This window comes from Acinetobacter sp. ANC 4173 (assembly GCF_004331255.1).
GTDB lineage: Bacteria > Pseudomonadota > Gammaproteobacteria > Pseudomonadales > Moraxellaceae > Acinetobacter.
On sequence record NZ_SJOF01000019.1, the window covers coordinates 12394 to 26836 of the forward strand.

Consider the following 14443-nt stretch of genomic DNA (forward strand, 5'->3'; position numbering starts at 1 on the left):
GGCCACCCATTCTCGGTGCCTATATTTATATCGTTAGGATTAACAATGACTGATAATGCAACTATCTTGCAGAATGTCCCAGTTGGCAAAAAAGTTGGTATTGCCTTCTCTGGTGGTCTAGATACTTCAGCTGCTTTATTGTGGATGAAACAAAAAGGCGCAGAGCCTTATGCATATACGGCAAACTTAGGTCAACCTGATGAAGATGACTACGATGCCATTCCGAAAAAAGCGGAAGCTTATGGTGCAGTAAAAGCACGTCTAGTAGACTGCCGTTTACAGCTTGCACTTGAAGGTATTGCGGCAATTCAGTGTGGTGCATTCCATATCAGCACTGGCGGTATGCCATATTTCAACACGACGCCATTGGGTCGTGCAGTAACAGGTACAATGCTTGTTACCGCAATGAAAGAAGATGACGTGAACATCTGGGGTGATGGCTCAACGTATAAAGGCAACGATATTGAACGTTTCTATCGTTATGGCTTGTTGACCAATCCTGCACTTAAAATTTACAAACCGTGGTTAGACCAAACATTTATTGATGAGTTAGGCGGCCGTGCAGAAATGTCACAGTTCCTCATCGACAATGGTTTTGACTACAAAATGTCGAAAGAGAAAGCTTACTCAACTGACTCAAACATGTTGGGTGCAACTCACGAAGCAAAAGACCTTGAATACCTCAATGCAGGCATCAAAATCGTTGATCCAATCATGGGCGTTGCGTTCTGGAAAGACGATGTAAAAGTTGAAGCTGAACAAGTTTCAATTACTTTTGAAGAAGGTTTTCCTGTTGCAATCAACGGTCAACGTTTTGAAAATCCAGTCGACTTTATTCTTGAAGCGAACCGTATCGGTGGTCGTCATGGTCTAGGCATGTCTGACCAAATCGAAAACCGTATTATCGAAGCGAAATCTCGTGGTATTTATGAAGCACCGGGTATGGCCCTTCTTCATATTGCTTATGAGCGTTTAGTTACGGGTATTCACAACGAAGACACCATTGAACAATACCGCATTAACGGTTTACGTTTAGGTCGTTTGTTGTATCAAGGTCGTTGGTTCGATTCTCAAGCGCTTATGCTGCGTGAAACTGCACAACGTTGGGTTGCTAAAGCCATTACGGGTACAGTCACTTTAGAATTACGTCGTGGTAATGACTACACCATCATGAATACTGAATCTCCTAACCTCACGTATGAAGCTGAGCGTTTAACTATGGAGAAAGGTGATTCAATGTTTACGCCGATGGATCGTATTGGTCAGCTTACTATGCGTAACCTCGATATTACAGATACACGTGCAAAACTCGGCATTTATACCAACTCTGGTTTGTTGGCTGTAGGTACTGGCTCTGCAGTTCCACAATTGAAAGACAAAAACTAAGTTTTCAATTGCTGCATATCTAAAGAAAAAACCGCCCTAAGTTGGCGGTTTTTTCTCTTTATGAGTCACATCCTGTTCGTATTGATTCTTCGCAGATGGAATAGCCCTAATCAAAGAACGGATTGCTTTTGATATTTCTCAATCACACAAAAACAATAAAAAAGCCTTTTTTATTTACCAGAATTAAGCCATTTATCTGTAATTCAGCTTAGCATTACTGAGTGATATAGATTATCATCTGATTTATTTTTTAGTCCGAAATCGCCTTGAATACGATTACTCTTTTGCAGCCAGACGATTGGCATGCCCACTTACGTGACGGCCTCGCCCTGAAACGCACAGTTCCAGATTTAGCAGCCCAATTTAAGCGTGCGATTTGTATGCCAAATCTTGTTCCACCTGTGAAAACTGTGGAAGAGGCGCTTGCTTATCGTGAGCGAATTATGGCGCATGTGCCTGAAGGCAATGCATTTGACCCGCGTATGGTGTTGTATTTTACTGATAGCACTCCTGCAAGCGAAGTCAAAAAAATCAAAGATTCTGAATTTGTAAATGCCATCAAACTTTATCCAGCGGGTGCAACCACCAACTCGGACAATGGCGTAAGCGATATTCGTAAAGTATATGCAGTGATTGAACAACTTGAAGAACATCAAGTGCCGTTACTGTTACATGGTGAAGTTACCCATAACCACGTCGATATTTTTGACCGTGAAAAACGTTTTCTAGATGAAGTTTTAGCACCTCTATTAAAACAGTTCCCGAAATTGAAATTGGTACTTGAGCACATTACCACCAGTGAAGCTGCGCATTTTGTGTTAGAACAAGACCGTAATGTTGCTGCCACGATTACGCCTCAACATTTATTGTTCAACCGTAACGACATGTTAGTGGGTGGGATTAAACCTCACTTCTACTGCTTGCCAATTTTAAAGCGCCAAACACACCAACAAACTTTGCTGGAAGTGGCAACCAGTGGTAATCCTAAGTTCTTCTTAGGTACAGACAGTGCACCTCATTCAAAAAATGCCAAAGAGAATGCCTGTGGTTGTGCGGGTTGCTATAGCGCACCAACAGCAATTGAACTGTATGCTCAAGCGTTTGACCAAGTCAATAAACTCGAACGCCTAGAAGGCTTTGCCAGCCTTTTTGGTGCAGACTTTTATGGTCTTCCGCGTAATACTGAAACCATTACACTGGTTAAAGAAGAGCAAGTCATTCCTGAAAGTTTTGATTATTTAGATGGTGACAAGATTATCCCGCTTTATGCTGGTAAAACCATCCAATGGAGAAAAGTGTGACAAATGAAACTCTACCAGTAATTGGTCAGCGTTTCCGTGGATTTTTACCTGTGGTGGTCGATGTCGAGACCGCGGGTTTTAATTCACAAACTGACGCGCTGCTAGAAATAGCCACGATTCCAATTATTTATGATGCAGAAGGCAAATTCGTTCCAGGTGAAGCCCATCATGCACACATTAATCCATTTGAAGGCGCAAATCTGGATCGCCGTTCGCTGGATTTTATTGGCATTGATCCATTTAATCCCATGCGTGTTGCGATGGCCGAAGATGAAAAATCGGCACTGAAACGTATTTTCAAAGCAGTGAATGAAGTACGTCGTCAACAAAATTGCACCCACGCGATTTTGGTCGGTCACAATGCGCACTTTGATTTAGGTTTTGTTCAGGCAGCGATTGCGCGCACGGGCACTAAAAATCAAAATCCATTTCACAGCTTCTCTGTATTTGACACGGTGACTTTAAGTGCGATTACTTTTGGTCAAACAGTACTTGCCAAGTCATGCATACAAGCTGGAATTGAGTTCGATGGTAAAGAAGCTCACTCAGCTTTGTACGATACAAAAAAGACCGCTGAACTGTTTTGCTATATTTTGAACAAACTGTCTCCTCACCTACTTGACACTTTGGTGGCGGATCAATAAGATACCGCCATCTTCTAAACGTCCCTATCGTCTAGAGGCCTAGGACATCGCCCTTTCACGGCGGTAACCGGGGTTCGAATCCCCGTAGGGACGCCATCTCTTTGCACTCGCAAAACTTTTATTTTAAAATTCTCATCTCATTCTATTTTTAAGAATTGTTTATACTCTTGTCTTTATTTTTCCCGATTGACCTATGTTAAAGAAAATATTACTGGTTTTACTGATTCTTTCTCCTTCTGCTGTTTATCTTTATATTGCCAATAAACAGCAAGAACCTGCTCCGTCCACATCTAATGTGGCAAAGTCAGATAAAGCGCACAACCCATACCAAACGCCCGAACATTAAATGTGCTTAGTGCTTTCGTTTATCAATAATTTAAGCTTGTTGAAATTTCAGTTTTCTTAGTATTAACCACATGAAATCTAATTCAACCTACCCTCATAGCTTGATCAAACCCTTCATCGCTAAGCTATTGAATGAATGAAGCTTGCCCTTAACAACAAAAGAGATCGAGATATCGAGTCTGTAGAAACGTAAAAAATTGCGTTATATCCTGCAAGTAAGACATTTTTTACACAAACAAACCCATTTTTTAGAAATATTGTAATAACTTATTTGACAGTAAAGAAAAAAATACATAATATACGCATCACCTCGCAACGTCCCTATCGTCTAGAGGCCTAGGACATCGCCCTTTCACGGCGGTAACCGGGGTTCGAATCCCCGTAGGGACGCCATCTATCGTTTATACAATCATTCAAAACGCATAATTCATTATTATTCGATTGCAGATTTGTAGTTTTGCACTACAATAGCGCGCTTCATTATTCTATTTTCTCTCTCTTATGCAGTCATCTCAATCTCCGAATGATGCTATGCATCAGGGCAATTCTGCGCCTTTAAAACGCGCTATGAGTACTCGACATCTGGTCATGATTTCACTTGGTGGTGCAATCGGGACGGGTCTATTTTTAGGGTCGGGTGAAGTCATTGCACAAACGGGGCCTGTAGGTGCCATCATCGCTTATATTTTAGGTGGAATTATTGCCTATATGGTGATGCTTTGTCTGGGAGAACTTGCGGTACATATGCCTGTATCGGGTTCTTTCGGCGCTTATGCACAAAAGTATATTGGTCCAGGGACAGGCTACACGATTACATGGTTATATTGGCTAACATGGACGGCAACGCTCGGCACTGAATTCACCGCTGCCGCTTTGCTGATGCAAGAATGGTTTCCCCATATATCTGTCTGGATTTGGACGCTCATCTTTGCCGCCATTATTTTTAGCTTAAACATGAGTTCAACCCGACTGTTTGCTGAATCAGAGTTTTGGCTGTCTCTGGTCAAAGTCGTGACTGTTATTAGTTTCATTATTTTAGGTCTATTGGCCATTTTTGGCGTACTGTCTTTTCATGGTTATAGCTCTGCACCTCTGTTTAGTAATTTGACCGCAGAAGGATGGTTTCCACAGGGCTTCTTCCCTATTTTTGCCACTATGCTGATTGTGAACTTTGCCTTTTCGGGTACAGAATTAATTGGTGTGGCTGCAGGTGAAACTCAAGATCCCGCGAAAAATGTACCTAAAGCAATTAATGCTGCTATTTGGCGTTTGCTCATCTTCTTTGTAGGCACAATTGTCGTGATCAGCGCCCTACTGCCACATCAAATGGCGGGCTTGGGTGGTAATGGCGTGAGCAGCAGCCCCTTTGTGACCGTGTTTAACTATATTGGTATTCCACATGCAGAAGACATCATCCGCTTTGTGATTATTACCGCACTTCTTTCAGCGGCAAATTCAGGCTTATATGCTGCTTCACGTATGATGTGGTCTTTATCTTACAAAAAGCAACTGCCTGAAGTGTTCTCTAAGTTAAATCACAAAGGCATTCCTTTTGTTGCCATTATTGTCACTATGTTTGGTGCAATTCCGGGATTGCTGTCTGAACAATTTGCGCCTGAAACCATTTTCAAAAACCTACTGGGTGTAGCTGCATTTACAATGGTCGTGGTGTGGATGAGCATTTGCTTAAGCCAGTTCAATTTCCGTCGCCAATGGTATAAGCAAGGTCGTACAGCGAAAGAGTTAGGCTTTGCAGCACCACTATTTCCAATTGTGCCAATTTTAGGTTTTACATTCTGTTTTATTACAGGGATTAGTATGGCCGCAGATCCTGAAATGATTGCGGGCTTTATTGGCTGTTTAATCTTTATTGCCTTGTGTTATCTCAGCTATTACGTGTTTTATCGAAAGCAAAACTAACACATAAAAAGAGTGGTCAAAGACCACTCTTTTTTTTAAGCTAAATATAAACAATGTTCTCTATAAAAGCCTGACCTTGTATGAAAATCATTTTTATTCACGGCATGAATCAACAAAATTATGATGAGAAAACCTTAAAACAACACTGGTTAAATGTATTTAAAACTGGCTTGAATCATGCAGAGCAAAATATTGAACTTGAATCACTGGATATCAAGCTCCCCTTTTATGGCGACTTACTGACCAAACACCAGCTCAATAACAGTTTAGATTTAAATACACTGCTCCCTAAATCGCTGTTGCAGTTACACCTTCCCTTTCACCTCTGGCATAACACGTCGATTGTTGAAGAGCATAGTCCATGTATTACCCCTTTGCCTTGTTTCAATCCAGAGCAATCGGAGTCACTTACTCAGCGTTTATCTGTCATTACAGCACTCACCAAAGATCATATTATTGTGGCGCATTCATTAGGCACCGTCATTGCCTATAACTTATTGCATCAATTTGCCCATTTTAGAGTACATCGTTTTATTACATTGGGTTCACCCCTTGCCTTTAAAGTGATTCAAGAAAAACTTACCTTACCGATTTCTCGACCACCTCAACTACATGGCGATTGGTTTAATTTTTATTCCCCTGATGATTTCCTAACGGCCTTCCCCTTATCTGAAGCACCTTTCAATTTTGAACCCCCGATTATTAATCAAGCAATCACTACACTGGTGGATAAGCCTCATCAAATTACCGGTTATTTAGAGCATCCAGCTGTTATCCAAAGTATTGTGGATGCTTTAAAGCTTAAAAAACAACCACTTTAAAGTATATTTCATAAATTTGTATTCTTTTTATTCACTCAATTCTTTTTTAATGATTATCTTCAAAAAAATATTTGACACCCCCCTATATTCACCCTATTATACGCCCACCTCTGAAACGTCCCTATCGTCTAGAGGCCTAGGACATCGCCCTTTCACGGCGGTAACCGGGGTTCGAATCCCCGTAGGGACGCCATTTAATTTATGGTTTAGTTTTCAGAAGTACCTGCCTCATTAAGTCCCTATCGTCTAGAGGCCTAGGACATCGCCCTTTCACGGCGGTAACCGGGGTTCGAATCCCCGTAGGGACGCCAAATTCAGAGATGTTTATCTCTTAAAAAAACCTGAGCAAAACGACTCAGGTTTTTTTATGCCTCTATTTTAAGTTATGCTTTGTTAGAGCAACATAAAAATCATATTGAATAAAAGGCAACTGAAATAACAAAATGCAGATTCAACTTTACCATAAGCCCAATTCACGTTCGCAACGTATTGTCTGGCTTTTCGAAGAACTCGGTCTCGATTATGACATTTTGGTTTGCGACACACTTGACGATGCCAATACGCGTCAATTACAACAAGCACATCCTTTGGCAAAATTTCCAACAGTCAAAATAACAGAACTTGAGCACACTTTTTTCTTATCTGAAACCAGCGCCATTGCCGAATGGTTCAGTGCTCGCCAGCAAATTTTAGGTACAACAAATTTAGACGGTTCTGCCTTAGTGGATTACTGCTATTGGAAAAACTTCACTGATGCCTCTTTTATGCCAAATTTGGCGTTAAAACAGATCTTTTCCCAATTGGCAATCCGAACCCCTTGGCTTATTCGTTTTATTCCACGAGCCATTCAATATGGATTTAATCACGGCTATTTAAATCCCTTACTGCAACAACAAATGCAAATGATCAATCAGCATCTCACCACACAACTGTGGGTGGCAGGCTCTCAATTGACTATTGCAGATATCTTGCTTTGGTTTCCATTACATGCCTACACCCGTCTACATGACCGTTATACACACTACCCTGCGATCAATACCTATTTACAACAGATTCAAGACAGGCCCGCCTTTCAACGCGCTTTGTCAAAAGGTCAATGGTCTGCCTCAATCTTCAAACAGTATTGGGCTGAAGCCAACTAATATTATGCGCTTTTGCGGGAGTTGATCTGACCTTGAATCACGGCTTTTAAATTCCCCTTCACATAATGGAAAAATACTTTAAGTGGAGAAAGTTTCGGATTTGGCTGTTTACCTTGCGCAATAGTCTTAAATTGCGCGGCATACCAAATAATTTCCATAATGGCCATTTTATCCACCATCGGAATACCCGTTTTAATCTTATCCACTGCATAACGAACATCTTGCCCAACCAATAAGCGTTCAGTCAAATCGGTTTCTACGGCAAATGGACGGGCAATCCCGATAAAATCACAGGCACCACTGTCGAGCGCAGCATTCATACCTTGTGCTGTACGGAAGCCACCTGTCACCATTAAGTGGCAACTGACTTGTTGTCTAATTTTTTCAGCAAAGTCGAGGAAATAGGCTTCGCGAGCGATGGTACTGGCTTTTCGTTTATCTTCCTTCGCACCTGCCATAGCAGGGGCTTCATAGGTGCCGCCCGAAATTTCAATCAAGTCAATGCCTGCTGCGTCAATCGCTTTAAACACAGCAATCACATCTTCTTCAGTGATGCCGCCACGTTGGAAATCAGCAGAATTCAATTTGACTGAAATAATAAAGTGATCTGATGTTACTGCCCGAACAGCTTGGTAAATTTCTAACAAAAAGCGCATACGATTTTCAATGCTACCGCCCCATTGATCTTGACGTTTATTGGTCAATGGCGAGAGAAACTGACTAATCAAATAACCATGTGCACCATGCAGTTGCACGCCTTCAAATCCCGCTTTTTCACAAATCTGCGCTGCACGGGCAAAGCGTTGAATAATGTCTAAAATTTCATCTTCACGAAGTTCACGTGGTGTACCAAAGGTGGTGGCAAGCATCGGACTAAACGCTACTGCCGAAGGTGCTACGGTTTCTTTATTTAAACCTTTTGGGCATTGTCGTCCTGGATGGGATAACTGAACTAACTGTACCATCCCATATTGCTTACCCAAAGCTGCCCACTGACTCAGTTCAGCTATGTCACGTTCAGATTCAACAACAACAACACCTGGCTCATTCTTGGCACGAAAATCCACCATCACATTCCCCGTAATGGCACAGCCCAAGCCCCCTTTTGCCCACGCCTCATATAAACCTAAATGTAATCGATTCGGTTGCCCTGCATGATTGGCTAAAGCCTCACTCATTGCCCCTTTAATAATACGGTTTTTAAAAGTGGTATTTCGGATTTGCAAAGGTGCTGCAATGTGACTCATGTGAATTTCCTCATTCTTTTATTTAGATGTTTTACTCTAATCAGTTTACCAATGAGGTCAAGTCATTTCTGACAATTTATTTTGTCAACTTTGTCAATTGAATGATATTGACTGGCTTGGATCAATTGCTGGGTATATAGGTGTAAGGGATGAGCAAACAGTGCTTCCGTGGTCTGCATTTCAATCACTTGCGACGCACGTAATACCAAAACTTTTTGACTAATCGCACGTACTACATGTAAGTCATGGCTAATCAATAAATAACTCAGTTGATACTGCTGCTGTAAACGGCGCAAGAGCTGCACAATTGCTCGTTGTGTCGTACGATCTAAAGAAGATGTCGGCTCATCTAAGATAATCAACTGTGGTTTTAACACCAACGCTCGCGCCAAAGCAATCCGCTGACGCTGACCACCTGATAGTTCATGAGGATAACGATGTTTGAAACTATCATCTAACTCAACATCCAATAAAGCTCGACTCACTTTCGCTTCAATATGATTTTCATGTTGATGACCAAGCGTCAATCCTTCAGCAATAATCTGTTGTACAGTTAAACGTGGGTTTAAGCTGCTAAAAGGATCTTGAAAAACAATCTGAAAATTGGCGCGTAGTGGACGTAATTGTTTTTGATTCAGGGTATTTAAATTCTGCTGCTGAAACAGAATCTGTCCTTGACTCTGAATCAAACGCACAATAGCCAAGGCCAGAGAACTTTTACCCGATCCACTTTCCCCCACAATACCAATACATTCCCCTTGCATTAAGGTCAGATGAGGAATTTCAACCGCAACCTGCTGCCCTGTCACGCGATTGAGCCAACCTTGTTTAATTGGATACTGCACCAATAACTGTTCTAATTGCAGGACTGTTGGAGTCACAGAGGGTGCAAGTGCTTCCCCAAAATCGTGATTCATCAATTCATGGGTATAGTCCGTTGCAGGATGCTGAAATACCTGCTCGGTAGCACCTTGTTGCTCAACACGCCCTTGATTCATCACAATCACATCATCTGCATATTGACGAACCAAATTCAAATCATGGCTAATCAAAATCAGTGACATCTTACGCTGCTGTTGCAGCGTCTTAATTAAATCTAGAATCTGTACTTGCAGGGTCACATCCAAAGCCGTGGTGGGTTCATCTGCAATTAAAATTTCAGGGTCTAATGCTAAAGCAGCTGCAATCATCACACGCTGTCGCTGACCGCCCGAAAGCTGATGCGGATAACGCTTTAACAGCGCTTCAGTTTGAGTTAATCCAACATCATTTAATAACTGTATCACCTGCTGACGGACAAATTGGTGAGACAAGCCTTGTAGAGTTAAGGCTTCCCCAACAATTTTTTCAACCTGATGCAAGGGATTCAATGCCGCCATCGGGTCTTGGAAAATCAAGGCAATTTTATGACCCCGAATAGACTGCAATTGCGGTGCAGAAAGTCTGAGTAAATCAATATCAGCATAATTTACCCTGCCTGATCTGAGCAAACTTGGGGGCAATAAACCTAACAGCGCTAAACAACTGATCGTTTTACCCGAACCACTTTCCCCCACCAAAGCCAATGTTTTACCCCGATGCAGTTGAAAGGATAAATTGTCCAGTAATGTCGTGTGCTCATGTCGGATGTGTAGCTTCTGAACATCTAGAATCACGCTTGCTGCATGATTATTGTCGTGGATCGAATGCATCTCGCGCCGCCTCCCCAATATAAATCAAGAGTGACAAGACTATAGCGAGAGTAAAAAAACCGGATAAAGCCAACCACGGCGCATTTAAGTTATTTTTACCTTGTAGCAAAATTTCCCCCAAGGAGGCCGTATCAGCAGGCAATCCAAGCCCCAAGAAGTCTAAAGCAGCTAAAGCGGTAATATTGGCCGTTAACATAAAAGGGAGCTGTGACAAACTGGAACTGATGACATTCGGTAAAATATGCCGAACAATAATACGTGTATCAGAAACCCCTAGAGCACGGGCAGCTCGAACATAATCGAAATTGCGCGCACGTAAAAACTCCGTCCGAACCAAATTTACCAGTGTAGTCCAACCAAAGAACAACATGATGAGAAATAGCCAATACACACTTGGCGTAAAGATACTGACTAAAATCATGACCATAAACAGCATGGGTAAGCCGCCCCACACCTCTAATAGCCGCTGACCGATTAAGTCGATCCAACCGCCATAGTAACCTTGTATTGCACCAATAAAGATACCCATCACTGCCGAAAATAGTGTTACAGCAAAACCAAACAATAGTGAAACACGTAAGGCGTACAAAATTCTGGCGAGGACATCTCTGCCTTGATCATCCGTGCCCAACCAATTTTGCGCTGTAGGTTCAGACGGAACAGGGACAGCTAAATCTAAATTTGGCGTTTGTGCAGCGTACCGAATCACGGGCCACACGACCCAGCCCTGATCAGCTATCAATTGTTGCACTACGGGATCTTTATAATCGGCTTCTGTTTCAAATACCCCGCCAAATGTGGTTTCGGGGTATGCCTTAAATACTGGAAAATAAAAAGACTGCTGATATTTGACTAACAAGGGTTTTTCATTGGCAATCAAGTCCGCTGTTAATGACACCGCAAAAATCAGACTAAATAAAATAAAGCAAAGAAACCCCAAACGATTTTGTCGAAAACGTTGTAGACGTGTTTGAATCATGGGAGACATTAGTGTTTCCCTCGTGATTCAAAATCAATCCGTGGATCAACCCATTGATAGAGCACATCGCAAATTAAACGCAGAATTAAGCCCAATAAGGTAAAGATAAATAACGTCCCAAAGATGACGGGATAATCGCGCTGAATAATGGCTTCAAATCCTAACAACCCTAAGCCATCCAGATTAAATACAATCTCGATAAATAAATTGCCGACAAAGAAAATACTGACCAATGCTTCGGGTAAACCCGCCATAATCACCAATACAGCATTTCGAAATATATGCCCATACTGAACGCGAGATTCACTCAGTCCTTTGGCACGAGCTGCCCAAACATAAGGTTTGTTTAATTCTTCCAAAAAAGAATATTTGGTCAAATAACTTAAACTGGCAAAACCGCCCAAAACCATCGCCAATAATGGCAGGCTTAAGTGCCAGAAATAGTCTTGAATTTTGCCCAGCAAACTCAATTGTTGAAAATTATCCGAGACTAAACCCTGTAGTGGAAACCACTGAAAATAGCTGCCGCCAGCAAAGAATACAATCAACAAAATAGCAAAAACAAAAGCTGGGACAGCATAACCTACGGCTAAAATAAGCGAGGTGGTTTTATCAAACCATAAACCATGTTGCTTGGCTTTTTTAATCCCCAAGGGAATTGCAATTAAATAAATCAGCAAACTGCTCCATAGCCCGAGTGAAACAGAGACCGGCATTTTTTCCCAAATTAATTGCGTCACAGGTTTATCTTTAAAAAAGCTCACGCCAAAATCGAAGCTTAGGTAGTTTTTAAGCATCACAGCAAAACGCATATACGCCGGCTGATCAAAACCATACTGGGCTTCAATCTGATGAATCATCTCTTCACTGAGTCCCTTCGCCCCTTGATAATTACTACTTTCAGCAGCAATACCCACTTTAGCCGCTTGTAAGCGCTGAAAAGACTCTGCTTGCTGAATGGCACGCTCTACGGGGCCACCAGGAGCAATCTGAATCACGGCAAAATTAATGCACAGAATAAAAAATAAGGTTGGAATGATCAGGAATAACCTTTTTAGAATATACGTACCCAATTGCTTATCCTTATCTTCAGCATTATTTATCCCCCAAATCTGGCTGCATCACTCAAAATGAAGATGCCCTCTCGTCGTTATTTACCGAGAAATTGACTGACTTTTTTGGCTTGTGCGGGGTCACTCCACCAATAGTCTAAGCCTAAAGATAATTTTGGCTTCACTTTAGGTTGATGATACATATTCCAATAGGCGTACCAATTGTCATTTTTACCATAGGTCAAAATTTGATAATAACCTGCACGTAGTAATCGATCCAACACTCGGGTGCGCAGAATTAATTGTTGCCGATTTGGCGCTTGAATGACCTGTTGCACAGCAGCATCGATGGCAGCATTTTGTATGCCTGCATAATTATAGTTACCCAACTCGCGCGCTGCACTGCTACTCCACATTTGCGCCTGTTCGCTACCCGGTGAAAGGGATTGTGGCATTTCCAAGGGAGTCACATCAAACTCGTAACGGCGCATCCGCTCCATATATTGCGAGACATCGACCTGACGTAGTTTAACGGTAATTCCTAATTTTTCTAGGTTTCGAATCCACGGCATAATCGTGCGTTGCGAACCATCTTGGTAAAACAACACTTCAAACTGGATCGCGCGCCCATTTTTACTGTACAACTGCCCTTGTCGATATTGGTAACCCGCCTTCAGCAAAATAGTACGCGCTTGGAGTAAATTCGGGCGATTGAATCCGCCCGCATCCGATTTAGGATACTGCCAATTAGACAGTACACCTTGTCGTTGCACAGGATGTAACTTGGGTAAATAAGGTTGTAATAATTTTAATTCTACAGCGCTCGGCTGCCCCATGGCTGCCAATTCGCTGTTCTGAAAATGGCTTTGCAAACGCTGATACTGTCCATAGAATAAAGCTTTATTCAGCCATTCAAAATCATAGGCATAACTGAGTGCCTGACGAAAATAAATGTCGTTAAATGGAGCTTTCCGTGTATTCAAGACCAAGCTTTGATTGACCACGGGTCGTGCCAAACGCTGGCTATATCGCTTGACCAACCCAGCTTTTACAGCAGGGAATTGATAGCCTGTAACCCATGTTTTGGTTTTCTTTTCTTCGTGTAAGGTATATTGCCCCGACTTAAAACCTTCAAAGGCAATCTCATTATTACGATAATAGACATATTTCAGCCGATCAAAATTATAACGCCCACGATTGACCATTAAATCTTTTGCCCAATAATTCGGATTGCGCTTATAGGTAATACTGCGCCCTGCATCAATACGCTCAATTAAATAAGGACCTGAGCCTAAAATCGGCTGTAGCGTAATTCGAGTAAAATCTTTATTTTTCCAATCCAATTTGGAATAAATGGGTAAACTGGCCACAATCAGTGGCATTTCCTTGTTCTTACTCGACTTAAAAATAAATTTAACTTGTGATTTGGATAGGACTTCTGTTTTCGCCAAATTGGACAAATACATCTGCAAGCCTAAATTGGCTTTGCTTTGATAGGCATCAAAACTGAATTTAACATCCTCAGCAGTCACAGGCGTTCCATTGCTAAAACGCGCCTGAGGATTCAAATGAAAAATAATAAATTGCGGATTTACAGGATCAAATGTGACTTGATCTGCCAATAACGGATACATCACCCCAGATTCATCTAAGGAATTATCCATTAAGGTATCAAATAGATAATTTACGCCCTCTGTTGCACTGCCTTTGCCATTCATGCTGTTGAGATTATCAAAAGTACCATTTGCCGCAGTGCTGATATATCCCCCTTTGAGTGCCTGTGGGTTGGCATAAGGCATTGCCTTAAGCTTGGTATATTTGGGCTGACCATGTACAGCAATATACGGTGTCGTCTGCAAAGCCGACCACACCTGCTGTGTCACCATACCACTGCTTAAACACAGCAATAGCATGG

General features: G+C 41.9%; 12 protein-coding genes and 4 tRNA genes. 11 read left to right on the forward strand and 5 right to left on the reverse strand.

Annotated features, from left to right (window positions below):
• The first annotated feature begins 45 nt into the window (after positions 1–45).
• From argG to E0H94_RS16875, 11 genes are all read left to right on the forward strand, one after another.
• The gene (gene argG / locus E0H94_RS16830) at positions 46–1386 is read left to right on the forward strand and encodes an argininosuccinate synthase (RefSeq protein WP_131265737.1); all 1341 of its coding nucleotides are present in this window, start codon (positions 46–48) and stop codon (positions 1384–1386) included.
• Between the two features lie 266 nt (positions 1387–1652).
• A complete protein-coding gene (pyrC, locus tag E0H94_RS16835) occupies positions 1653–2687 on the forward strand; it encodes a dihydroorotase (RefSeq protein ID WP_131327550.1) in 1035 nt (344 codons plus the stop codon).
• Positions 2672–3331 (forward strand): ribonuclease T, encoded by a 660-nt coding sequence (gene rnt, locus E0H94_RS16840; RefSeq protein WP_131327551.1) that lies wholly within the window; start codon positions 2672–2674, stop codon positions 3329–3331. The genes pyrC and rnt overlap by 16 nt, the downstream gene beginning before the upstream one ends.
• A gap of 20 nt (positions 3332–3351) precedes the next feature.
• A tRNA-Glu gene (locus E0H94_RS16845) sits at positions 3352–3427 on the forward strand.
• Positions 3428–3524: 97 nt separating this feature from the next.
• Positions 3525–3677, forward strand: coding sequence for a hypothetical protein (locus tag E0H94_RS18530; protein WP_165495629.1), 153 nt, complete (start codon positions 3525–3527; stop codon positions 3675–3677).
• A 316-nt stretch (positions 3678–3993) separates the two neighbouring features.
• Positions 3994–4069: transfer RNA gene (locus E0H94_RS16850), tRNA-Glu, on the forward strand.
• A gap of 108 nt (positions 4070–4177) precedes the next feature.
• Positions 4178–5596 carry an amino acid permease gene (locus E0H94_RS16855; protein ID WP_131327552.1) on the forward strand — a complete coding sequence of 473 codons (1419 nt, stop codon included), beginning with the start codon at positions 4178–4180 and terminating at the stop codon, positions 5594–5596.
• Between the two features lie 80 nt (positions 5597–5676).
• Entirely contained in the window at positions 5677–6417 is a 741-nt protein-coding gene (locus E0H94_RS16860; protein WP_131327553.1) for a hypothetical protein, read from the forward strand.
• Positions 6418–6534: 117 nt separating this feature from the next.
• A tRNA-Glu gene (locus E0H94_RS16865) sits at positions 6535–6610 on the forward strand.
• A 42-nt stretch (positions 6611–6652) separates the two neighbouring features.
• A tRNA-Glu gene (locus E0H94_RS16870) sits at positions 6653–6728 on the forward strand.
• Between the two features lie 132 nt (positions 6729–6860).
• The gene (locus E0H94_RS16875) at positions 6861–7559 is read left to right on the forward strand and encodes a glutathione S-transferase N-terminal domain-containing protein (protein ID WP_131327554.1); all 699 of its coding nucleotides are present in this window, start codon (positions 6861–6863) and stop codon (positions 7557–7559) included.
• 2 nt (positions 7560–7561) lie between these two features.
• Here E0H94_RS16875 and E0H94_RS16880 read toward each other — a convergent pair whose 3' ends face one another.
• The 5 genes from E0H94_RS16880 to E0H94_RS16900 all read right to left on the reverse strand — a co-directional run bounded on the left by E0H94_RS16880 (position 7562) and on the right by E0H94_RS16900 (position 14441).
• On the reverse strand, positions 7562–8806 hold the full coding sequence (locus tag E0H94_RS16880) for an NADH:flavin oxidoreductase/NADH oxidase family protein (protein ID WP_131327555.1): 1245 nt from the start codon (positions 8804–8806) through the stop codon (positions 7562–7564).
• A 62-nt stretch (positions 8807–8868) separates the two neighbouring features.
• Entirely contained in the window at positions 8869–10497 is a 1629-nt protein-coding gene (locus E0H94_RS16885; RefSeq protein WP_131327556.1) for a dipeptide ABC transporter ATP-binding protein, read from the reverse strand.
• Entirely contained in the window at positions 10475–11485 is a 1011-nt protein-coding gene (locus E0H94_RS16890) for an ABC transporter permease (RefSeq protein ID WP_131327557.1), read from the reverse strand. Before E0H94_RS16890 ends, E0H94_RS16885 begins: the two co-directional genes overlap by 23 nt.
• On the reverse strand, positions 11485–12549 hold the full coding sequence (locus tag E0H94_RS16895) for a microcin C ABC transporter permease YejB (protein WP_131327558.1): 1065 nt from the start codon (positions 12547–12549) through the stop codon (positions 11485–11487). The genes E0H94_RS16890 and E0H94_RS16895 overlap by 1 nt, the downstream gene beginning before the upstream one ends.
• Positions 12550–12626: 77 nt before the next feature.
• Entirely contained in the window at positions 12627–14441 is a 1815-nt protein-coding gene (locus tag E0H94_RS16900) for an extracellular solute-binding protein (RefSeq protein ID WP_227548666.1), read from the reverse strand.
• Positions 14442–14443 lie beyond the last annotated feature (2 nt).

Bases quoted from the DNA above. Each gene is read 5' to 3' on its own strand.
- argG (WP_131265737.1), top strand. From the start codon at position 46: ATGACTGATAATGCAACTATCTTGCAGAATGTCCCAGTTGGCAAAAAA.
- rnt (WP_131327551.1), top strand. From the start codon at position 2,672: ATGGAGAAAAGTGTGACAAATGAAACTCTACCAGTAATTGGTCAGCGT.
- E0H94_RS18530 (WP_165495629.1), top strand. From the start codon at position 3,525: ATGTTAAAGAAAATATTACTGGTTTTACTGATTCTTTCTCCTTCTGCT.
- E0H94_RS16855 (WP_131327552.1), top strand. From the start codon at position 4,178: ATGCAGTCATCTCAATCTCCGAATGATGCTATGCATCAGGGCAATTCT.
- E0H94_RS16860 (WP_131327553.1), top strand. From the start codon at position 5,677: ATGAAAATCATTTTTATTCACGGCATGAATCAACAAAATTATGATGAG.
- E0H94_RS16875 (WP_131327554.1), top strand. From the start codon at position 6,861: ATGCAGATTCAACTTTACCATAAGCCCAATTCACGTTCGCAACGTATT.
- E0H94_RS16880 (WP_131327555.1), bottom strand. From the start codon at position 8,806: ATGAGTCACATTGCAGCACCTTTGCAAATCCGAAATACCACTTTTAAA.
- E0H94_RS16885 (WP_131327556.1), bottom strand. From the start codon at position 10,497: ATGCATTCGATCCACGACAATAATCATGCAGCAAGCGTGATTCTAGAT.
- E0H94_RS16890 (WP_131327557.1), bottom strand. From the start codon at position 11,485: ATGTCTCCCATGATTCAAACACGTCTACAACGTTTTCGACAAAATCGT.
- E0H94_RS16900 (WP_227548666.1), bottom strand. From the start codon at position 14,441: ATGCTATTGCTGTGTTTAAGCAGTGGTATGGTGACACAGCAGGTGTGG.